The 21,688-nt window shown below is 48.2% G+C and carries 23 protein-coding genes and 1 riboswitch; of the genes, 11 read left to right on the top strand and 12 right to left on the bottom strand.

Features of this window, described 5'->3' with window-relative positions; genetic code table 11:
- Window positions 1–76: 76 nt before the first annotated feature.
- The 3 genes from IX31_RS00870 to IX31_RS00860 all read right to left on the bottom strand — a co-directional run bounded on the left by IX31_RS00870 (window position 77) and on the right by IX31_RS00860 (window position 3,402).
- Window positions 77–679, bottom strand: coding sequence for a Slp family lipoprotein (locus tag IX31_RS00870; RefSeq protein ID WP_034455219.1), 603 nt, complete (start codon window positions 677–679; stop codon window positions 77–79).
- Between the two features lie 45 nt (window positions 680–724).
- Window positions 725–1,420 carry a tRNA (adenosine(37)-N6)-threonylcarbamoyltransferase complex dimerization subunit type 1 TsaB gene (gene tsaB / locus IX31_RS00865; protein ID WP_034455217.1) on the bottom strand — a complete coding sequence of 232 codons (696 nt, stop codon included), beginning with the start codon at window positions 1,418–1,420 and terminating at the stop codon, window positions 725–727.
- Window positions 1,421–1,491: 71 nt separating this feature from the next.
- Window positions 1,492–3,402: a DNA repair helicase YoaA gene (locus tag IX31_RS00860; RefSeq protein ID WP_034455215.1), complete on the bottom strand. Its 1,911-nt coding sequence runs from the start codon at window positions 3,400–3,402 to the stop codon at window positions 1,492–1,494.
- Window positions 3,403–3,529: 127 nt separating this feature from the next.
- Between IX31_RS00860 and IX31_RS00855 the strand changes: the two genes are divergently transcribed.
- The gene (locus tag IX31_RS00855; protein WP_034455214.1) at window positions 3,530–3,874 is read left to right on the top strand and encodes a RidA family protein; all 345 of its coding nucleotides are present in this window, start codon (window positions 3,530–3,532) and stop codon (window positions 3,872–3,874) included.
- Between the two features lie 24 nt (window positions 3,875–3,898).
- Here IX31_RS00855 and IX31_RS00850 read toward each other — a convergent pair whose 3' ends face one another.
- The gene (locus IX31_RS00850) at window positions 3,899–4,165 is read right to left on the bottom strand and encodes a YoaH family protein (RefSeq protein WP_034455212.1); all 267 of its coding nucleotides are present in this window, start codon (window positions 4,163–4,165) and stop codon (window positions 3,899–3,901) included.
- Window positions 4,166–4,279: 114 nt separating this feature from the next.
- Here IX31_RS00850 and pabB point away from each other — a divergent pair, with 114 nt between their 5' ends.
- The 4 genes from pabB (at window position 4,280) to IX31_RS00830 (ending at window position 9,600) form a co-directional block, all read left to right on the top strand.
- Window positions 4,280–5,635, top strand: a complete 1,356-nt coding sequence (gene pabB / locus IX31_RS00845) for an aminodeoxychorismate synthase component 1 (protein WP_241767154.1) — start codon at window positions 4,280–4,282, stop codon at window positions 5,633–5,635.
- A gap of 3 nt (window positions 5,636–5,638) precedes the next feature.
- Window positions 5,639–6,217, top strand: a complete 579-nt coding sequence (locus IX31_RS00840) for a CoA pyrophosphatase (protein ID WP_034455208.1) — start codon at window positions 5,639–5,641, stop codon at window positions 6,215–6,217.
- Window positions 6,218–6,491: 274 nt separating this feature from the next.
- On the top strand, window positions 6,492–7,856 hold the full coding sequence (gene sdaA / locus IX31_RS00835) for an L-serine ammonia-lyase (protein WP_034455206.1): 1,365 nt from the start codon (window positions 6,492–6,494) through the stop codon (window positions 7,854–7,856).
- Window positions 7,857–8,004: 148 nt separating this feature from the next.
- Window positions 8,005–9,600 (top strand): EAL domain-containing protein, encoded by a 1,596-nt coding sequence (locus IX31_RS00830; protein WP_034455204.1) that lies wholly within the window; start codon window positions 8,005–8,007, stop codon window positions 9,598–9,600.
- Window position 9,601: 1 nt separating this feature from the next.
- Here the strand turns inward: IX31_RS00830 and yoaE are convergent, their stop codons facing one another.
- Window positions 9,602–11,161 carry a CNNM family cation transport protein YoaE gene (gene yoaE / locus IX31_RS00825; protein ID WP_034455203.1) on the bottom strand — a complete coding sequence of 520 codons (1,560 nt, stop codon included), beginning with the start codon at window positions 11,159–11,161 and terminating at the stop codon, window positions 9,602–9,604.
- Between the two features lie 593 nt (window positions 11,162–11,754).
- Between yoaE and manX the strand changes: the two genes are divergently transcribed.
- The 5 genes from manX (at window position 11,755) to mntP (ending at window position 15,959) form a co-directional block, all read left to right on the top strand.
- Window positions 11,755–12,723: a PTS mannose transporter subunit IIAB gene (gene manX, locus IX31_RS00820; RefSeq protein ID WP_034455201.1), complete on the top strand. Its 969-nt coding sequence runs from the start codon at window positions 11,755–11,757 to the stop codon at window positions 12,721–12,723.
- 75 nt (window positions 12,724–12,798) lie between these two features.
- On the top strand, window positions 12,799–13,599 hold the full coding sequence (locus IX31_RS00815; protein ID WP_034455198.1) for a PTS mannose/fructose/sorbose transporter subunit IIC: 801 nt from the start codon (window positions 12,799–12,801) through the stop codon (window positions 13,597–13,599).
- Between the two features lie 12 nt (window positions 13,600–13,611).
- A complete protein-coding gene (locus IX31_RS00810) occupies window positions 13,612–14,466 on the top strand; it encodes a PTS mannose transporter subunit IID (RefSeq protein ID WP_034455196.1) in 855 nt (284 codons plus the stop codon).
- 65 nt (window positions 14,467–14,531) lie between these two features.
- Complete coding sequence (locus tag IX31_RS00805; protein ID WP_034455194.1) at window positions 14,532–14,990, top strand: DUF986 family protein; 459 nt, start codon at window positions 14,532–14,534, stop codon at window positions 14,988–14,990.
- Between the two features lie 198 nt (window positions 14,991–15,188).
- A riboswitch (yybP-ykoY riboswitch) is annotated at window positions 15,189–15,384 on the top strand.
- A 2-nt stretch (window positions 15,385–15,386) separates the two neighbouring features.
- Window positions 15,387–15,959 (top strand): manganese efflux pump MntP, encoded by a 573-nt coding sequence (gene mntP / locus IX31_RS00800; protein ID WP_034455192.1) that lies wholly within the window; start codon window positions 15,387–15,389, stop codon window positions 15,957–15,959.
- Here the strand turns inward: mntP and rlmA are convergent.
- The 7 genes from rlmA to mgrB form a co-directional block, all read right to left on the bottom strand.
- Window positions 15,951–16,763, bottom strand: a complete 813-nt coding sequence (gene rlmA, locus IX31_RS00795) for a 23S rRNA (guanine(745)-N(1))-methyltransferase (protein WP_034455190.1) — start codon at window positions 16,761–16,763, stop codon at window positions 15,951–15,953. The genes mntP and rlmA overlap by 9 nt on opposite strands.
- Before the next feature lie 62 nt (window positions 16,764–16,825).
- On the bottom strand, window positions 16,826–18,571 hold the full coding sequence (gene ftsI / locus IX31_RS00790; protein ID WP_034455187.1) for a peptidoglycan glycosyltransferase FtsI: 1,746 nt from the start codon (window positions 18,569–18,571) through the stop codon (window positions 16,826–16,828).
- A 233-nt stretch (window positions 18,572–18,804) separates the two neighbouring features.
- On the bottom strand, window positions 18,805–19,014 hold the full coding sequence (gene cspE / locus IX31_RS00785) for a transcription antiterminator/RNA stability regulator CspE (RefSeq protein WP_001062678.1): 210 nt from the start codon (window positions 19,012–19,014) through the stop codon (window positions 18,805–18,807).
- Window positions 19,015–19,027: 13 nt separating this feature from the next.
- Window positions 19,028–19,171, bottom strand: coding sequence for a DUF2627 domain-containing protein (locus tag IX31_RS22125; protein ID WP_072009398.1), 144 nt, complete (start codon window positions 19,169–19,171; stop codon window positions 19,028–19,030).
- Window positions 19,172–19,702: 531 nt separating this feature from the next.
- The gene (locus tag IX31_RS00780) at window positions 19,703–20,704 is read right to left on the bottom strand and encodes an MBL fold metallo-hydrolase (RefSeq protein WP_034455182.1); all 1,002 of its coding nucleotides are present in this window, start codon (window positions 20,702–20,704) and stop codon (window positions 19,703–19,705) included.
- Window positions 20,705–20,740: 36 nt separating this feature from the next.
- Complete coding sequence (locus IX31_RS00775) at window positions 20,741–21,028, bottom strand: YebO family protein (protein ID WP_034455180.1); 288 nt, start codon at window positions 21,026–21,028, stop codon at window positions 20,741–20,743.
- Between the two features lie 74 nt (window positions 21,029–21,102).
- Window positions 21,103–21,246: a PhoP/PhoQ regulatory lipoprotein MgrB gene (mgrB, locus tag IX31_RS22120; RefSeq protein ID WP_072009397.1), complete on the bottom strand. Its 144-nt coding sequence runs from the start codon at window positions 21,244–21,246 to the stop codon at window positions 21,103–21,105.
- 158 nt (window positions 21,247–21,404) lie between these two features.
- Here mgrB and IX31_RS00770 point away from each other — a divergent pair, with 158 nt between their 5' ends.
- The gene (locus IX31_RS00770; protein ID WP_034455179.1) at window positions 21,405–21,647 is read left to right on the top strand and encodes a YobH family protein; all 243 of its coding nucleotides are present in this window, start codon (window positions 21,405–21,407) and stop codon (window positions 21,645–21,647) included.
- Window positions 21,648–21,688 lie beyond the last annotated feature (41 nt).

Raw genomic sequence — 21,688 nt, 5'->3', positions numbered from 1 at the left:
TAATTATTTTTATTCCATGATAAAACGAAGAGACAGCGTACATGCCGCTGCCTCTTCGTTTCAGTAAAGCATTTTGTTACTCAGTTACGATTGTCTGCACCTGTGCCGGGCCTGGATTATACCATCCACCGCCCCACATACCGCCATAACCATACCGACCACGATAAGGATACGGCCCGCCCCAGAACCACGGGTCTATCGGTTGTGGTGGCATTACCACTTGTTGAGTGACGCGCCAGCGTTTATAGCCATTCACTTGCATTACCATAAACTTGTACGCACTCTCACCCACTTTACCTTCAACTACACCGGTAATTGGGCCAACCACGGTAATCAGTTGACCGCGGAAATCTACAGGGTCGAGGAAACCGTTCACATCCGCGTAGATACGTCCTTTAGAAGGCTCCCCTAACTCTGGTCGCGCACCTTCATCGAGATTAACGGTGGCAATTTCCAGCCGTGTTCTACCCTGCTTATTATCAATATTCACCACTCGCCCGCCGAAGCGTGCTTCTTGCCCGATATAGAGCTGTGGTGCATTCATCACCCGGACTAAATCTTGTTGAGGCATGGCACTGGTACCTTTTATGGCATCAGGTATGCTGACGCAACCGCTAAGCACAATGACTGCCGCGGTGGCTAAAACCCGGGTAACAATCCTGACATGTAAACCAGCCATATCCTTTCTCCTTAACGCAATTTCGCTTTACGAAAACGTCGGGAACTACTCTCTGCCAGGCAGTTTCTTCCAGGTCACTTCATTACGCAGATAAACCGGTTCGGCATTTTCAACCGCAACTGTCTTTCCGGCATTTAATGCCTGAATCGCCAAAGGCAACATATCTTCTGCCGCAGGCAAGGTAACTTCTCCATCACGGATAACCAGCTCGCTGCCCTGCGCCATATCCGGCCAGGCCTGCCAACCAGTTCCCACAGTAGCCCACTCACCCTGTAGTTGTTTCAACCGTTGAGCAACCGCTTCTGGTTTTAACACCGCTTCAGTTTCTTCACCGTGCCAGACACCATTTGCATCACGCTGATATTCAGCCCAATAAACTTCTCCCATACGTGCGTCAATTGCGGCCAGCACACGGGTAGCGCCCGTCACACGCCATGCACTTTGCGCCATGGTGGCAAGTGTAGATATGCCAATCATCGGCAATTCAGCCCCAAGCGCCAACCCTTGCGCAATACCAATGCCTATGCGCACGCCGGTAAAACTACCAGGACCACGGCCATAAGCAAGGGCGTTCAATGCGGTCAGACCAACACCACCTTCATTGAGAATATCGCGAACAAGCGGCAATATGCGTTGGGTATGTTCACGTGGGCAGAGTTCGAAACGGGCACAGGAAGTCCCCTCGTTATACAGGGCAACCGAACAAGCTTCTGTCGCGGTGTCGATGGCTAAAATTCGCATGATTTGCCAACCTCTGGCAGTAAAAAGTAGGGTCAAAAATCGGCGCGCATCATACCATAGCCTGGCACAAATTACTGCGCCGGGCGGAAGTTAAGGAACTCAACTGCCCGATTTATATCCCGTGTACGCGGGGTCGGTGGCAGGCTATTGAGGAACACAGCACCGTAAGGGCGCATCACCAGGCGGTTATCGCAAATTACCAGCACGCCACGGTCATCAACGTCACGAATTAAGCGGCCTACCCCCTGTTTTAAGGTGATCACCGCATCGGGGAGTTGCACATCTTCGAAAGGATCGCCCCCGCGCAGGCGGCAATCTTCCATACGGGCTTTGAGCAACGGATCGTCCGGGGAGGTAAACGGCAGTTTGTCGATAATCACCAGGGAGAGCGTATCACCGCGCACATCAACACCTTCCCAGAAACTGCTGGTGGCAACCAGCAAGGCGTTACCCGCATCAACAAACTGCTGCAATAACTGGCCTTTACTGGTTTCACCTTGTAGTAAAACAGGCAGCGTCATGGTGGCGCGAAATTGTTCTGCTAAATCCCGCATCATCGAGTGAGATGTGCACAGCATGAAGCAACGACCGTTGTTGGCTTCAATTAGCGGTTTGAGCATTTTGGCAAGGTGCCTGCCTGCAGCCGGTTGGTTCGGGGTGGGTAACCCACGCGGAACACACAATAATGCCTGACTGGCATAATCAAACGGACTGGCTAGTAACAGCGTATCTGCGTTGGCGATTCCCAGGCGTTCAGTAAAGTGGCTAAGCTGATCATTTACTGAAAGCGTTGCCGAGGTGAAGATCCAGGTTCCTGCTTTTTGGCTGATCACCTCCTGGAATTTATCGGCAACCGACAACGGCGTCAGAGCAAGCGTGAAGTTGCGCGCGTTGCATTCATACCAGTAGCTATAGCCCGGTGTATCAACCTCTTTCAATCGCTTGATACGCCCGCGTAAAATCACTGCCCGCTCAAATGCCGCATCCAGCAATGCCGAACGACCTAGTGAAAGTTTCGCCACGTCGTAGCAAAGCTCCAGTGCATCATCGAGTAGCAGCAACGCACGTTGAATCGACGGTTCAGCCAGCAATTCACGCAGGTTACCGCGATAGCCGGGATCGCCCATTTGCAGACGAAAATCTTGTGTGCTCTGCGCCAGGCGGTCAGCACTTTTTTGCAGCTGCTGCGCATCACGCACTTCTGTGCGGTAGGCAATAGAGATGTCTTTGGCAATATCGAGCAACTGCCGACTTGAAACAGACTGGCCGAAATATTGGCTGGCGATATCCGGAATTTGGTGCGCTTCATCGAAAATCATCACTTCGGCCTCGGGAATGAGTTCACCGAAACCGCCCTCTTTCACCACCATATCGGCCAGAAAGAGATGGTGATTCACTACCACCACATCCGAATCCATGGCTTTTTTACGCGCTTTGACCACGAAACAATCTTTGTAGAGCGGGCAGTCTTGTCCAAGACAGTTATCGTTCGTACTGGTGACCATCGGCCAAACGGCTGAGTCTTCAGCAACACTTGCGCAGGTGCTGATATCTCCGTCAACGGTTTCAATCGCCCAGCCACGCAGTTTAACGATATCGCTTAACGTCTGAACCTGAAGATCACCACCCGCCAGCGCCTGTTGCTCTAAACGCTCCAGGCACAAATAGTTAGATCGCCCTTTTAGCAGCGCCAGTCGCCCCTTAAAATCGAGCGCACGAGCAACCGTTGGTAGATCGCGAGAAAAGAGCTGATCCTGAAGTGCTTTTGATCCGGTTGAGATAATGACTTTTTTGCCTGAACGCAGAGCTGGGGCCAGGTAAGCGTAGGTTTTACCGGTGCCTGTACCTGCTTCCACCACCAGCTCTCGTCCGGAAGTAATAGCGTTGGTGACGGCTTCCGCCATCTGCCGTTGCGGTTCACGCGGTTTAAAACCTTTTATCGCCGTGGCGAGTTGACCATCTGCTGCAAAATCGTCTATCACAATACCCCCTGGGTTATGAGCGCGATTATGTCAGCCCAGGCGGTGTTAATCCAGCAAGCCTGTGGAAGCCACCAGCGGATTGTGGCAGGCTGTAGCGCAATATCAGTGAGCTGAAAAGGAAACAGTGATGAGTATTGTGCGTATAAAACCGGAAGCACGTTGGTCTGATGCGGTGATTCATAACAACACCCTGTACTACACCGGTGTGCCGGAAAATCTGGATGCGGATGCTTACGAACAAACCGCAAACACCCTTGCGCAGATCGACGCAGTACTGCTCGAACAAGGCAGTGATAAGAGTAAGATCCTGGACGCCACGATCTTCCTGCCAGAAAGTACTGACTTTGCCGCGATGAATAAGGCCTGGGATGAGTGGGTTGTCGCGGGCCATGCGCCGGTACGTTGTACCGTGCAGGCAAAATTAATGAACCCGCGCTACAAAGTAGAAATTAAGATTATTGCGGCGGTGTAAGCCATGCGCGGGTTACGGCCCGCGTTATTTGTCGTCGTCGTTTTCTTCGTAATGGTCAACGTATCTTTCTTCGTCATCATCGTTAGCGGTGTCTTCATCGCTTTCGGCGTCGCCGACATCATCATCCTCAAAACGGACTGCGACCATTTCACCGGTATGATTGGCACGAATTTCTGCTGCGACCATAGTGATGGCTTCACCACTGCTCATGCCGTTCGCCATCAGCTCCTGAATTCGCTCAACGGCTTTTTGCTGCTGCTCGTGGGATAATGCTGGTAAACCTGAAAACATTTTCGACTCCTGTTACATTGCCTGGGTTAATTATTTCACGCTGCTTTCATTGATTCCAGAGGGTTTCCAGGTAAGCAGGATGATCTGTCTCTTTTTTAGTTGTGGTTCATGACGTTGCAAACTCTAACTTTTCGCACTTTGCCATGGCATCCGAATGCCGTTCAACACACTTTCAAAGCGATTGCACAGCAACCCTGGGCCATGCTGCTGCATTCTGGCTTTGCTGAGCATCCCCATAATCGCTTTGATATTCTGGTGGCCGAGCCGCGTGCAACGTTAGTCACCAGTGGTGCTCAAACGACAATCTGCGTGGAAGGAGTTAGCTCGACTTATCATAGTGACCCACTACAACTGTTGCAGCAAACGCTGGACAGTTTTGGCTATAAGCCAGCAACTCACCCTGAATTACCTTTCTTAGGCGGTGCGTTGGGGTTATTTGGTTATGATTTGGGTCGTCATTTCGAAAAAGTACCAGAAATTGCCCAGGCCGATCTCAACACTCCGGACATGGCAATTGGCATTTATGACTGGGCTTTGATTGCCGACCATAAACTTAAAAAGCTCACGCTTATTTGCTGGGGTGAATATTCTGCACGACTTAACTGGCTGGAAGCGCAAATAGCTCCGGTTGTAGAGCCATTTCGCCTGACGAGCGCGTGGCGCTCCAGTATGACCCGCGAGCAGTATGGACTTAAATTCCGCCAGGTACAGGAATATCTCAAAAGCGGGGATTGTTACCAGGTCAATCTCGCGCAGCGCTTTAACGCCTGTTACGAAGGTGATGAATGGCAAGCATTCGAGCAACTTAACGCCGCTAATCGTGCTCCATTTAGCGCCTTTATTCGTCTACCGGAAAGCGTAATTCTTAGCCTGTCTCCTGAGCGTTTTATTTTGCTCGAAGGCAAGAATATCCAGACGCGCCCAATTAAAGGCACTTTGCCACGCCTTGCCGATCCGATTGCTGATGCGCAGCAAGCTGAAAAACTCGCCAATTCGCCAAAGGATCGTGCCGAAAACCTGATGATTGTCGACCTATTGCGTAATGACATTGGCCGGGTTGCCGTACCGGGCAGCGTAAAAGTACCAGAACTGTTTGTTGTCGAGCCCTTCCCGGCAGTTCATCACCTCGTCAGTACGATCACAGCACAATTGCCAAAACATTTACAGGCAACAGATTTACTGCGTGCGTGCTTCCCGGGAGGTTCTATTACCGGAGCACCAAAAGTACGAGCCATGGAAATCATCGAAGAACTTGAGCCGCAACGGCGCAATGCGTGGTGTGGCAGCATTGGTTATCTGAGCTTCTGCGGCAATATGGACACCAGCATTACCATCAGGACACTCACCGCCGAAGGCGGCAAACTGTACTGCTCTGCAGGTGGTGGCATAGTTGCCGATAGTGTTGAATCAGCGGAATATCAGGAAACATTTGATAAAGTTAATCGTATCCTGCCGCAATTAGAGAGTTGATGAATGTCTGGTTCCACCTTGACCATGAACGATTTTTTATCGCGTTTCCAACTGCTACAACCGCCCGCAACGCGGATGAGCGGTAATAAACGCCAGGCCGCCGTATTGATTCCTGTCGTCCGCCGCCCGCAACCAGGGCTGTTGCTGACACAACGTTCAGCTACGATGCGCAAACATGCCGGCCAGGTGGCCTTCCCCGGTGGAGCGGTTGATGACACCGATGAGTCGTTAATTGCGGCCGCGCTGCGCGAAGCCTGGGAAGAAGTCGCTATTTCTCCTGACAGCGTCGAAGTGATTGGTACTTTGCCGCCGGTTGATAGCGTTACAGGATTTCAGGTCACCCCTGTCGTAGGCATCATTCCGCCCAACCTGCCCTACCATGCCAGCGAGGATGAAGTCGCGGCAGTATTTGAAATGCCATTGATGGAGGCCCTCACACTTGGCCGTTACCATCCGCTGGATATTCACCGTCGTGGCAACGCCCATAGAGTCTGGCTTTCATGGTATCAGCACTATTTTGTCTGGGGCATGACGGCCGGAATCATCCGTGAATTAGCCTTACAGATAAGCGTGGAACCCTGATCACTCTTTAATCCTGTAAAAACGTCTATATTTAGCAGAGTGTCTTGCTGCAGTTTTATTCCCTTGTATGTGTCATGGGTAATAATAAATGGTGAATGACCCTATACTTATCCCCTACCACCGCATTCGCAGGCCGGATTAGTCAAGTTACCGTTAACCATTAGTTTAATTCATGTGAATAGTTTACAACAGTGAGCAATAAATTTTTAAACTAGCTGACTGCGATTTTGCAGCAGCAAATTTTATTTATCTGGTGCCTTGGAAGGAGTTTTGTGTGATTAGCATATTCGACATGTTCAAAGTCGGCATTGGGCCATCCAGTTCCCATACCGTCGGTCCGATGAAGGCCGGTAAGTTGTTTGTCGATGATCTGGTCGAAAAAGGATTACTGGAAAGCACGACGCGTATTGCGGTCGATGTTTACGGCTCCCTGTCTCTGACAGGTAAAGGGCACCATACCGATATCGCTATTATCATGGGTCTTGCGGGTAACGAACCTGCCACCGTTGATATCGATTCAATCCCTGCGTTTATCCGTGATGTAGAAACCCGTGGCCGTTTGTGGCTGGCCCAGGGTCGTCATGAAGTTGATTTCCCGAAAGATTCCGGTATGTGTTTCCGCAACGACAACCTGTCGCTGCATGAAAACGGCATGACTATCCATGCGTTTAGTGGCGATCAAGAGATCTACACCAAAACGTACTATTCCATCGGCGGTGGTTTTATCGTTGATGAAGAAAATTTCGGCAAAGAAGCAGCCAACGAAATTGTTGTGCCTTATTCGTTCAATTCTGCCGAAGAGATGCTTAAGCACTGTAAAGAGACGGGGATGTCCTTGTCTGGCGTGATCATGCAGAACGAGCTGGCTTTGCATAGCCGCAAAGAGATTGAAGAGTATTTTGCCAACGTATGGCAGACCATGCGTGCCTGTATTGACCGTGGAGTGAACACCGAAGGCGTTCTGCCTGGCCCATTGCGTGTGCCACGCCGTGCTTCTGCATTGCGCCGTATGCTGGTTTCTAGCGACAAACTCTCCAACGACCCAATGAACGTGGTCGATTGGGTGAACATGTTTGCGCTGGCAGTTAACGAAGAAAACGCTGCAGGTGGGCGTGTGGTAACTGCGCCTACTAACGGTGCGTGCGGTATTGTTCCTGCTGTGCTTGCGTACTATGACCATTTTATCGAGTCAGTCAGCCCGGATACCTATATCCGCTACTTCCTCGCATCAGGTGCAATTGGTGCGCTCTACAAGATGAATGCGTCTATTTCTGGTGCAGAAGTCGGCTGTCAGGGTGAAGTGGGCGTGGCCTGTTCTATGGCTGCCGCAGGTCTTGCTGAAATTTTAGGCGCAAGCCCGGAGCAGGTTTGTGTTGCAGCGGAAATCGGTATGGAACATAACCTGGGTTTAACCTGCGACCCGGTTGCAGGTCAGGTTCAGGTACCTTGTATCGAACGTAACGCCATTGCCTCGGTAAAAGCGATTAATGCTACCCGTATGGCGATGCGCCGTACCAGTGAACCGCGTGTCTCACTCGATAAGGTTATCGAAACCATGTACGAGACAGGCAAAGACATGAACGCCAAATATCGTGAAACTTCACGTGGTGGTCTGGCTATCAAAGTACAGTGTGACTAATCCTTTCTGGCCCTCTGCAAAGAGGGCTAACCTACTCACCGGCATTCATCTTAAAGTATGATTTTACCATCGTGTATCCAATCCCCCACTACACTTGGAATGTTCTGTGTGCCGATTTCGGTCACGGTTCTAAACAAGGTGATCGCGGATGCAGACGGCACAACGCATATTAAGAGATTATCGCCGCAGACGTTTAATTGTCTGCGTTGCGTTAGCCGTATTAGCCCTGCTGCTGACACTCAGTGCGCGCTATATTGCCGATCGTGATTCGAATGAACAACGCATGCACGCATTTAACCAAAGAGCAGTCAGTTCACTTGAAAACGTCCTGATACCGCTTGATCTGGCAAGCAAAGATGCTATGCAGTTAATGGGGTTGTCATGTGAAGCCGCACAACTGAAGATGCGTGAATTAGTGGCGCGTATGCAAACAGTACGAGATATTGGTCTAATTAAGGATGATATCTTTTATTGCTCAAGTATTTTCGGCCCGCGTTCAATACCGGTTGACCTGGTGCAACCCCGCTTGCCATCACCATTACCACTCTTATTTCTCTCGATAGACCATACATTACTTAAAGGCACGCCGATTCTTCTTTCATGGCATCCTGTGCGCAATAGTCAGCACGACGGAGTCCTGCAAATTATTAATATTGAATTGCTAGCGGGATTTATGCTTGAACCCAGACGTCCCTGGGTATCCCGTGCGATGCTAAATATCGCTGATTCGCATTATGAATATGGTAAAGGGCTCCTACCCCGAATTACTGTTGACCAAGGGCAAGTCAGCCATGAGCTGGCATCCGATGTTTTTCCTTTTTCCGTCACTATAATTGGCCCATCCTCCAGTCAACTGGCATTACAAAATATGCCAACACAACTGCCCCTGGCACTTATTCTCAGCATGTTGCTCGGCTATATAACATGGCTTGCCACAGCAAACCGAATGAGTTTTTCCTGGGAAATTAATCTTGGGCTTGCCCTGAATGAGTTCGAAGTTTTTTGCCAGCCACTCGTCAGCTCACGCAATCTTCAATGTGTTGGTGTGGAGCTACTTTTGCGGTGGAATAATCCCCGCCAGGGCTGGATTTCACCCGAGGTCTTTATCCCGCTTGCTGAACAGCAAAATTTGATAGCACCATTAACACGTTTTGTGCTCGCGGAAACAGTACGTAATATTGATATCTTTCCGAAATCCCCTGATTTCAATATCGGAATCAATATCGCGGCTATTCACTTCCATAATGGGGAGATTATCGAAGATTTACGCCACCACTGGTTTCCTGCCCACCCTATCCAGAAACTGACTCTTGAACTTACGGAACGAGATGCTTTACCGGATGTCGATCTGCGGGTGATACGAGATTTACATCGCATGGGGGTCGATTTGGCTATTGATGATTTCGGTACAGGTCAGAGCTCGCTGGCTTATCTTGAAACGTTAAATCCAAACGTGCTGAAAATCGATAAATCTTTTACCGCAGCGATTGGGACCGACGCAGTCAATTCGACAGTCACTGACATTATTATTGCCCTGGCGCAACGGCTGAACATTGGTTTAGTGGCTGAAGGAGTGGAAACGCCGCAGCAAGCAGCGTATCTGCGTAGCCACGGCGTAAATGTATTACAAGGATTTTTGTATGCGCGGCCAATGCCTTTGAAGGAGTTCCCACGGTGGTTAGGGGGCAGCACGCCGCCCCCGCGCCGGAATGGTCATGTTATTCCCATTTTCCCGCTACGCTAATTTACTCTTCTTCATCTTCATGTTCAGAGCGTTCTTTTACCACACGAACCAAGTCCACACGGTAATCGTTGGCCTTCACAATCTGGATTCGAAGCGGAGCCATCTCAATAACATCACCCACTTTAGGAATTTGGCCATTCACCGCGATAACTAAACCGGCGATAGAGGCAATATCTTCCTCATCGTTAACCAGAGTGTTGATATCAAGATGCTGCTGAATCGCGTGCAGATCGGTTGAGCCTTTAACTAACCAACCATCGCCATCACGTACGATTTCTGGCGTTTCGTCGGCATCAGGGAATTCACCAGCGATAGCTTCCAGAACATCCAGCGGCGTGACCAGGCCTTGAACCACACCAAATTCGTTATTAACGATAACGAAACTACCGCGAGCACGGCGAAGCACACCCAGCAAGTTAATCGGGTCCAGCGTTTCCGGAACCACAATCGCAGGTGACCGTGAAGCAATAGAAACCACATCACCACCATTTTCTAGTGCTACCAGCAACTCTTTGGCACGCACGACGCCGATGATTTCATCAAGCTCACCGTGACAAACCGGGAACAAACTATGCGGAGATTCCAGCAGTTGCTCGCGAATTTCAGCAGTGGTTTTATCAGCATCCACCCATGATATTTCACCACGCGGCGTCATAATGCTGCGGAGCGAACGAGATGCTAAAGTCAGCACACCGTTAATCATATAACGCTCTTCTTCAGCAAAAGATTCAGCTTCAATTGGTGTGATGGTTTTGTTGTCTTCATTTGAAGAACGCTGTTGGCGTTTGCCATTCATCAAACGCAAAATCGCATCAGCAGTACGGGCACGTAACGGTACATTTGACTGATGGCGAATAAAGTTACGACGCGCAATTTGGTTGAAAAACTCGATGATTATCGAGAAACCGATTGCCGCATACAGGTAACCTTTCGGAATATGGAAACCAAAGCCTTCTGCTACCAGGCTCAGACCAATCATTAGCAAGAAGCTCAGGCACAGCACAACGACCGTCGGATGTTGGTTAACAAAATTCGTTAACGGTTTCGATGCTAACAACATCACACCCATCGCAATGACTACCGCCGCCATCATCACTGGCAGATGATTTACCATCCCCACAGCGGTAATAACCGCGTCAAGTGAGAACACGGCATCAAGTACCACAATCTGCAATACCACAACCCAGAAGCTGGCATAGCCTTTGCCATGTCCATCATCATGCTGGCGGTTTTCCAGCCGCTCATGCAGCTCTGTCGTTGCCTTAAACAGCAAGAACAGGCCACCAAATAGCATAATGAGATCACGCCCGGAGAACGTCATTTCGCCAACGCTGAACAGGGGTTGCGTTAGTGTCACCATCCATGAAATTAACGACAATAAGCCCAGTCGCATTACCAAAGCCAAGGATAAACCGATAAGACGCGCTTTATCTCTTTGTTTTGGTGGAAGTTTATCCGCAAGAATGGCAATAAAGACCAGGTTATCAATACCCAGCACTATTTCCAGCACAATCAGCGTCAGTAAACCCACCCATATTTGGGGATCCATTAAGAGTTCCATGACAGGCTCCTGCTTTGGGAATAACTCATCGGCATCGCGCGCAATGCGGACGCAAAGAGGCAAATTGAGGTATTAACGGGGCGTGAAACGCCAGTGTGAAGGGCTGAATTTTCAGACCTGAAATTGAAAAGACGTCGGTGACGGTCCATACGGTGGGCTACTGCCCTTTACTCCTGAGCAATTAAACGAGACGCAAACAATATCAGAGCAAAATACCCTTTTGCAAAGATTTACCTGATTTTGCAATTTTACTGTCATTGACCTCGCCTATAATTTGCACCGCGAAACAATATGTTTGTAACAAAGCTAAATTACGGATCTTCATCACATAAAATAATTTTTTCACTGTCTAAAATAAATCCGTCTCAAGTTGCACATCTTTACTCATACCGTTATCTGAATCGATTCGCTCATGAAACGGATAATCTACAAAACACCCATTTAAGGGTGTAGTTAATAGCCAAAATAGTTCGAGTTGCATGAAGGCGGCGACACAGTGAATCCCCCGTCAAGTAGATGACAGGGATAAGCGAGAAAAGTCAACGCACAGGCAACTTGAAGTATGACGGGTATACCAACACAGGAGGTAGCAAGTGACCATTGCTATTGTCATAGGCACGCATGGCTGGGCAGCAGAACAATTGCTGAAAACCGCTGAAATGCTATTAGGCGAACAAGAAAACGTTGGCTGGATAGATTTCGTTCCTGGTGAAAACGCCGAAACTCTGATTGAAAAATACAACGCTCAACTGGCAAACCTGAACACCGACAAAGGTGTGCTGTTTCTCGTCGATACTTGGGGTGGTAGCCCGTTTAATGCAGCCAGCCGTATTGTCGTCGATAAAGAGCATTACGAGGTCGTCGCCGGGGTCAATATTCCGATGCTGGTTGAAACCTTGATGGCTCGTGATGATAACCCTTCATTTGATGAGTTAGTGGCAATTGCTGTTGAAACAGGCCGTGAAGGGGTTAAAGCCCTGAAAGCTAAACCTGTTGAAAAAGATGTTCCTGTTGCGCCTGTTGCTGCACCTAAAGCCGCAGCACCGCTCAAGCCAATGGGTCCAAATGACTATATGAATATCGGTCTTGCGCGTATCGATGACCGTTTAATTCATGGCCAGGTCGCTACCCGCTGGACCAAAGAAACCAACGTATCACGCATTATTGTTGTCAGTGATGAAGTGGCAGCCGATACCGTGCGTAAAACACTGTTGACGCAAGTTGCTCCTCCGGGTGTGACGGCTCACGTCGTTGACGTCGCTAAAATGATCCGCGTGTGGAATAACCCGAAATATGCAGGCGACCGTGTGATGCTGCTGTTCACCAACCCAACCGATGTTGAACGCGTTGTGGAAGGTGGAGTGGACATTAAGTCAGTTAACATCGGTGGCATGGCGTTCCGCCAGGGTAAAACCCAGGTTAACAACGCGATTTCTGTCGATGAAAAAGATATTGAAGCCTTCAAGAAACTTAACGAGCGCGGCATTGAGCTCGAAGCCCGTAAAGTTTCAACCGATCAAAAATTGAAAATGATGGATCTGATCGCGAAGGTGAAAAGCTAATTACTGATGTGATTTGCTTAATTCTACGTTTTGCTCAGTTTTCACACATAAGCCATACGTTTAAGGAGAAGTACAATGGAGATTACCACTCTTCAGATTGTGCTGGTGTTTGTCGTAGCCTGTATTGCCGGTATGGAGTCGGTGCTCGATGAATTTCAGTTCCACCGTCCGCTGGTCGCTTGTACCTTAATTGGTCTGGTACTCGGTGATATGAAAACCGGTATTATTATCGGTGGTACGCTTGAAATGATCGCGTTGGGTTGGATGAACATCGGTGCGGCAGTTGCTCCCGATGCAGCACTTGCGTCAATTATCTCAACCATACTGGTTATAGCCGGGCATCAGGGCATCGGTTCTGGTATTGCTCTGGCCATTCCACTGGCTGCAGCAGGCCAGGTTCTGACCATTATCGTTCGTACTATTACCGTGGGCTTCCAGCACGCAGCAGATAAGGCTGCCGAAAATGGCAACCTATCGGCGCTCTCCTGGATTCACGTTTCCTCCCTGTTCTTGCAAGCAATGCGTATCGCAATTCCTGCCGTTATCGTCGCAGTTTCCGTCGGTACTAGCGAAGTACAGAACATGCTCAATGCCATTCCTGAAGTGGTAACCAGCGGTCTGAACATCGCCGGTGGCATGATTGTTGTGGTGGGTTATGCGATGGTCATCAACATGATGCGCGCAGGCTACCTGATGCCATTCTTCTATCTGGGCTTCGTTACCGCGGCTTTCACCAACTTCAACCTGGTTGCACTGGGTGTGATTGGTGCTGTGATGGCAATTTTGTACATCCAGTTGAGCCCGAAATACAACCGTTCTGCCGGTGCTCCAGCGCCTGCTGCCGGTGCTAACGATCTCGATAACGAATTAGATTAATAGGTGAGCGAAATGGTTGATACCACCAAAACAACGACTACCGAGAAGAAACTCACCCCAAGTGATATTCGTGGCGTGTTCCTGCGTTCAAACCTTTTCCAGGGTTCCTGGAACTTCGAACGTATGCAAGCGTTGGGCTTTTGCTTCTCCATGATTCCGGCAATTAAACGCCTGTATCCTGAAAATAACGATGCCCGTAAACAAGCGATTAAACGTCACCTGGAGTTCTTTAACACCCATCCATACGTTGCGGCTCCTGTATTGGGCGTTACGCTTGCGATGGAAGAACAACGTGCAAACGGTGCAGAGATTGACGATGGTGCCATTAACGGTATCAAAGTTGGTTTGATGGGGCCTCTGGCGGGTGTAGGTGATCCAATTTTCTGGGGCACTGTACGTCCAGTGTTTGCAGCACTTGGTGCTGGTATCGCAATGAGCGGTAGCCTACTTGGCCCACTGTTGTTCTTCATCCTGTTTAACGCCGTGCGTTTGCTGACTCGTTATTACGGCGTCGCTTACGGGTACCGCAAAGGGATCGATATCGTTAAGGATATGGGTGGCGGCTTCCTGCAAAAACTGACTGAGGGGGCGTCAATTCTCGGCCTGTTTGTCATGGGGGCGCTGGTTAACAAGTGGACACACGTTAATATACCGCTAGTCGTGTCGAAGATTACCGACCAGACTGGCGCGGTGAAAGTGACCACTGTTCAAACTATTCTTGACCAGTTGATGCCGGGCCTTGTGCCACTGCTGTTAACGTTCGCTTGTATGTGGTTGCTGCGTAAGAAAGTCAACGCGCTGTGGATCATCATGGGCTTCTTCGTTATCGGTATTGTCGGTTATGCTATCGGCCTGCTAGGTCTTTAATTAGTTTTTTATACGAACCGGGGCCTTTGCCCCGGTTTTTTATTGTTTAGAGTGAAGGTAGTGTTATGACTTTGACGGATGTAGTTCTGCTGGTATTTATTGTGCTGTTGCTTGCCTGGGCGGTTTACGATGAGTTCATCATGGATAAACTCAAAGGCAAAACTCTACTTAAAGTGCCCCTTCTGCGCCGTAACCGTATCGACGGAACCATTTTCTTCGGGTTGGTTGCTATCCTAATCTACAACAACGTCACCTCTGGCGGCGCTCCGGTCACTACATGGTTATTATCTGCGCTGGCACTCATTGCTCTTTATATTTCGTGGATTAGACAACCTAAATTACTGTTTAAAGCTGAAGGCTTCTTCTTCGCGAATGTGTGGGTTTTATATTCCCGAATTAAAGAAATTAATTTATCTGAGGATGGTGTTCTGGTATTGCAATTAGAACAACGCCGCTTGCTTGTCCGGGTGAAAAACATTGATGACCTGGAGAAGATTTATAAGTTTATGGTGATTACTCAATAAGTTACCAACATAGCAAAGTCTATATTCATATATTTATTGAACGACGTATAAAATATAGCCACTGCTATTTCGCACAATTAGTGTGCTCTTATTATAACAATTCGCTCATCAATCAAAGCAAATGAAAATCGTTATCATTTAAACATTAAGAATAACAACTTCAATTATTGTTTTATCTTTAAAGAATATGTTAAGGTTGCGCCCGTCGTTGGGGAGTAGCCGATTTTCGCGATTGCGAAAATGTACATGTCAACATACTCGTTACTTGTTTAAGCAAGAATTATAACGTGGCATGTACGACTCAAATACTGAGTAGGCGAGACCATAGGCACGTAACCATCATTTAAGTTGGGGATGGTTGACGTGTATATGGATATTCCCAACTGAGGCGTTTGCATGAATCTCTCCGCTACTATTATTCTAGCTTTTGGCATGTCGATGGATGCTTTTGCTGCGTCAATCGGGAAAGGTGCCTCTCTCCATAAACCTAAGTTTTCCGAGGCCTTACGAACCGGGCTTATCTTTGGTGTAATCGAAACTATCACCCCGCTTATCGGCTGGTGCCTCGGTCTTCTGGCAAGCCAGGTTGTACTGGAATGGAATCATTGGGTTGCATTCATCCTGCTCGTATTTCTCGGCATTCGTATGATTTATGAAGGTGTGCGCGGCAATGATGATGAAGAAGCGCCAAAGCTACAACGTCATGGATTTTGGCTATTAGTCACCACGGCTATCGCCACGAGTCTTGATGCTATGGCAGTTGGTGTCGGCCTCGCATTCCTGCAAGTCAATATCATTGAAACCGCTTTGGCCATTGGTTGCGCGACCATGATTATGTCCACGCTGGGTATGATGCTGGGCCGCTTTATCGGCCCGCTGCTCGGTAAGCGCGCCGAGATCCTCGGCGGAGTGGTATTAATTGGGATTGGTTGTCAGATTCTTTATAGCCACTTCAGCGCACTAAACTGATGCTTCGCGTCGCCAGACGCGGATCACAAAATCTGTCTCACAAACAAATGCCGTTTCAGCCGTCAAAGCCTGCCACACTTCCGGGCGGGCACGCCAGGCGAACGGCGTCATTTGCAATAGCGCAGCCGCTTCATTTCCCTGTAACGTCATTGGCCAGCCAATGCTCTGCGTCTGTTCTGCTATAAAACCGGGTAAGGATTCAGACTCCGTGCTATGCAGTACCACATTGTCATAAATTAAACCTTTCAGCTGCATTAAATGGCGTGGGCCCGGCGTGGCAGTGATGACGATGCCGCCAGGTTTAACCACCCGCGCAAGCTCTTCCGCTTTGCATGGAGCAAAAATACGCACTACGGCATCCAGACTATTACCATCAAATGGCAAACGGTGGCTTGATGCCACACAGAACTGTACCTGCGGATAGCGCTTTGCCCCATAGCGAATCGCTACTTTTGCAACATCTAATCCCCAGGTCATTCCTTCATGTTTTGCAACAATCTGTGCAAAACCAGCCGTGTAATACCCTTCCCCACAGCCTATATCCAGCAACGTAACTGGCGCAGCTTGTTCTAAAATCAGGCAGATAGCATCACGCAGCGGCTGATAGTGCCCGGCATCAAGGAATGTTCTGCGGGCCTGCATCATTTCGCTGCTATCACCGGGATCTTTTGAACGCTTATGCTGAACTGGCAGCAAATTCACATATCCCTCTTTTGCCTTATCAAATTGGTGGCCTTGCGGGCAAACAAAGCTCTTCCCTTTGGGATCAAGCGGTGCATGACAAAGCGGGCAAAGATAAGACATAAGAACTCCAGACAATCGTAAAGGGCGCAAGTGTACCGCTTACTCCCCGCTTCGAAAAGCCACTAACCTGCAGGACCCTCTACAACAGCTTTATTTAACACCGTTAAATTGGTATCCCCTTGTGGCAAACCATCAGGTTCAATATTTTCCAGGCGCAACACATCGCTCATTATCTGGCTGAAGACCGGCGCCGAAACTGCACCACCGTAGTAAGCGCCATTTTCCGGATCGTTAATGACCACCACCAGCGCGAAGCGTGGATTACTCGCCGGAGCGACACCTGCGGTGTAGGCAATATATTTATCGATGTATTTTCCATCATCACCAATTTTCTTGGCCGTTCCGGTTTTAATGGCAACTCGATAGCCACGGACCGCGGCTTTAATCCCACCGCCGCCCGGCAGTGCCACACTTTCCATCATATGTTCAACCTGATGGGCAATGGTTTCCGACATTACCCTTTGCCCGACAACTGGCGGATCAACACGGGTTATCGAAAGTGGGCGGGTAATACCGTAGCTGCCGATGGTGGCATAAACATGCGCCAGTTGCAGAGGTGTAACCATCAAACCATAACCAAAGGAAAACGTGGCGCGATCCAGCTCTCCCCAGAATTTACGGTGTGGTAACAGCCCGCTGCTCTCCCCTGTCAGCCCCAATCCTGTTGGCATGCCAAAACCGAAGTTCTTATAGGTATCCAACAATTTTTGGATAGGCATCGCCAGTGAAAGGCGTGAAACCCCTGTATCACTCGATTTTTGCAGGATTCCGGTCAACGTAAGTTGCGGGTAGTAACCCACGTCGCGTATACGGTGACCATCAATGGTGTAAGGACGGGTATCCACCACGCTATCAGGTTGAACAATTCCCTGTTGCAGAGCGGTCATGACGACCATCGGTTTAACAGTTGAACCTGGCTCAAAAGTGTCACTGATTGCCCGATTGCGGAAATCGTTCAGCGTAGCACCATCACGATTATTTGGGTTAAACGTCGGGCAACTCGCCATTGCTAACACTTCGCCAGTATTCACATCAAGGATAACTGCGGCGGCAGATTCAGCTTTGTTCCAGGAGACAGCATTACTCAGTGCATCTTCCGTCACCGTTTGCAGCCGTTCATCAATACTTAGCATGAGATTATGAGCAGGGTTTGCAGCCGTTTCCGTGATATTTTCTATGACATGCCCGTGTCTGTCTTTACGGACCAGTCTCTCACCCGCCTTACCCGTCAACTGGCGATTGAAGCTCTTCTCAATACCTTCAATTCCCTGATCATCAATGTTGGTAAAACCGAGCAAGTTCGCAGCAACATGGCCGGCGGGATAAAACCGACGTGATTCATCACGCAATGAAATTCCTGGCAGTTTCAGGCTCTCGATGTACTGCGCTTGTTGTGGATCAAGTTGACGGGCGAGGTAAATGAAGCGATCGGTTGGATTACGGCGAATACGAGCGGCAATTTCATTCAGTGGCATGTGCAAGGTTGTTGCCAGAGCCTGCCAGCGGCTACTGATTTGCACGCCACCTTTTTCCATTACTGTTTTCGGGTCAGCCCAGATTGCTTTTACCGGGACGCTAACCGCCAAAGGTCTGCCATTGCGATCTTCTATCATTCCGCGGGGTACGACGATGGGCTCTTCACGTAAAGAACGCATGTCTTCCTGCTTAACCAGATTTTCGGGCGAGATGATTTGCAACCACGCAACACGGCCTAGCAAGAACACCAGACACATGAAGATAGCGATGCAAAGAAGAGCAAAACGCCACTGAATAAAGTTACCCACGATTCCAGGGGCGATTTTTCTCACATTCAATCCTTAACCACAACTAAGCGATTGAAAATTTAAACATAATGAGGAAGTTAACCGGACAGGAACAGTGCTACAAGATGCGCTGCTTTGCTACAAGACATAACTGGGAGGGCTTTCCAGAAACACATAGAAAAATCATGGTCAAAATTCAGACATGAAAAAGCCCCGCTACAAGAGCGAGGCTTTCATCAAAATTTGGCGTTATTCGCGCCAGATCTAATTCAGACGAATTAGATAGCAGTTACGTTAACTGCTGCAGGGCCTTTCTGGCCGTCCTGGATTTCGAACTCAACGTTCTGGCCTTCAGCCAGAGTTTTGAAGCCGTTACCCTGGATTGCAGAGAAGTGAACGAACACGTCTTTGCTGCCGTCAGCAGGAGTAATGAAGCCAAAACCTTTAGACTCGTTGAACCACTTAACTTGACCTTTAATCTTTGCCATTTTGCAAAATTCCTTAGATTGTTTTCTTTGCCCGGAGGCATAACTTAGCTAAAACAGAGACATTACTGCATGAGGCACTAATATAAGGCTCGGCAGAGAAGCGGTATTCAACGACAACGTGTTTACTCAGAACTTCTTTACTGAAAATGCCACACATAAACAGAACTGTACCTCGTTTAACCCAACGTGTTATCACATACAACGCAATCAATGGCAAGCCATTTTTCGGCATGTATCGATCTGCCGCACAAATTCCGAAACTCATATTGTCACGAAAATGAAATGCACAATTTGTGCATAGATTAACAGTGAACAAAGATGATTCCGTACATTTACATGACGACCACAGACAACGTTTTTACCATAGCCCAAAGATATCTATTCGTCCAGGTTAAGTGCAAAAAAGTCGATATCATCCGCATTATGCTTATGATTTTTTTTGCATAGCTATGCAAAAAATGAACAATCTCACATTCCTACGAAAACAATGTATTTGGTATAAGAAATAACGAGAATAGTAAAATGAATAAAGCTTGAGCAATTGTTTGTTTATATTGCACCAAAAAAATGAAAGTTTAATCAACCCGTGCTTCATAATGAGGCAATAAAAACGTTTCGCTATATTTTCGATGTAATAAAGTAACCAAAAGATAGCGCATAATACTGTCTTAAAATTTTTCAATAATGTTTAGGTCTTAATTTTAATTAAGTGTGAACTTTGACCAATACACAACGGCGAAAAGAGCCGACTTTCCTCACCTTCATCAGCAAGTGCGGTTTGTAGCTCTTGCGGTGGCATATCCAATGATTCATCAGCCAGTTCAAAGACCCCCCAATGGATAGGAACCGTAAAAGGCCTGCCCAACTGCTGCCAAAGCTTAACGGCCTGCTGCGGATCCATATGGTGGCTACTCATGAACCAGCGTGGAGAATAAGCACCTATTGGTATCAATGCAACATCCAGGGGGCCTCTGAACAAAGCAATATCAGCAAGGCCTGCTGTATAACCCGTATCACCGCTAAACCATATCCGTAAATGGCTACTTTCGATAATCCATCCACACCACAAACTCCGGTTACGATCCCAGAATGAGCGCATGCTCCAGTGTTGCGCCGGTACCGAAGTAAAGATCATTTCCTGCCAGCTAAAGCTCTGCCACCAATCAAGCTCTGTGACCTGGTGAATGCCCCGACGGGTAAACCACGATTTTAAGCCCAATGGGACAAAGAAATGAGTGTTGGGGAAATGACGGGAAATCTGTCGAATCGTGGAGTAATCCAGATGATCGTAATGATTATGTGAAATCAAAACTGCATCAAGCTGATGCAAATCATTGATATGAATTGGGGTTGGAGTCTTACGTTTGGGTCCAGCAAATGATAAAGGTGAAGCCCGTCGGGACAATACAGGGTCTGTCAGTAAATATTTGCCATTAATACGCAATAATACTGTTGCATGTCCTAGCCACCATAACCGGTCATCCTGTCCTTTAAGCTCGACCTTCTGACACCACCGCTCCGTAAAAGCGGCATAACCATCGCTCGGAGGATGAGGTAATCCCTGTGCTTTTCGCTCTTTTCGCCAGCGTTCAACATCACCCGGTTTTCGTAGGCTTGACTCCAGATTACGAAAACCGTCAATTTGGTGATGAGATTTTAGAGGATCAAACCAGGGATTTTTCCACCGCATGGTTACTCCGCAGCAACACAAACAGGTTAATCAGGATTAGCGCTCAGCAACCAGACGAATAAAATCGTCTTCGACTTCATCATCTTCCTTCGCAACTTCTGGTTCTTCCTTAACGACTTCAGGCTCGTTCGCTTCACACAAACGTCGTAACAGAGCAGTCTGGCGCTTTTGCTGATCCAGCAACTCTTCAAGAAGCTCGATCTGTTCATTGGTGCGGCTACTCGCGCGGTTAACAAAGAACCACATTACGAGTCCAATAACTAGTACCACCAGGGAAACTGTCAGGGACACGATATTCAACGCGCCAACACTTAATTCGTTCATATTACCACCTCAGCAAAACGCGCTATTCTACACCTGCCGGGCCTTAAGGTAAGCACTATGTGGATAAAAACACACTACCAAGGAATAAATTTATTAATGGTACAAATGCCGCTGAAAAATTGTACATCCTGATCACACATGACATTGACCATTTGGGTCCACAGCAGCAAACAGACGAAAAAAACCGCAATCAGTATAAGCCATCTGTACTTTCTCACTACAACTCTCCACCTCTTTCCTATTTATTGTAAAGTCTTACATAGACAGCCTAAACCACACATAACTCTCACTCATATTATTTAAGAATCATCACATTGCTACTACAGTGCAATCCGCTACGCTTAGAAGTCTAATTACTTAATAATAAGAGGTACCTATGCGTATTGTGATCCGCACTATTATTGTAATAGCGCTTTTGTGGATCGGTTTGCTCCTCTCGGGATATGGAGTTTTGATTGGAAGTCATGAAAATGCTGCAGGTATGGGGCTTCAATGCAAATACCTGACCGCTCGAAATGTCACCACAGCACAATTTGTTCATACCAGTAGTGGAATTATCGGACTTAGCGATTGCCCAGTATTGCGTAAAAGTGATGAAGTTATCGATACGGGTAACTAGGAATGTATAAAGAAAACGCCGCTTAATAGCGGCGTTTTCTA

It is taken from the genome of Buttiauxella noackiae, from assembly GCF_000737905.1.
Taxonomy (GTDB): Bacteria; Pseudomonadota; Gammaproteobacteria; order Enterobacterales; family Enterobacteriaceae; genus Buttiauxella; species Buttiauxella noackiae.
This window is presented reverse-complemented; position numbering and strand designations above follow the sequence as displayed.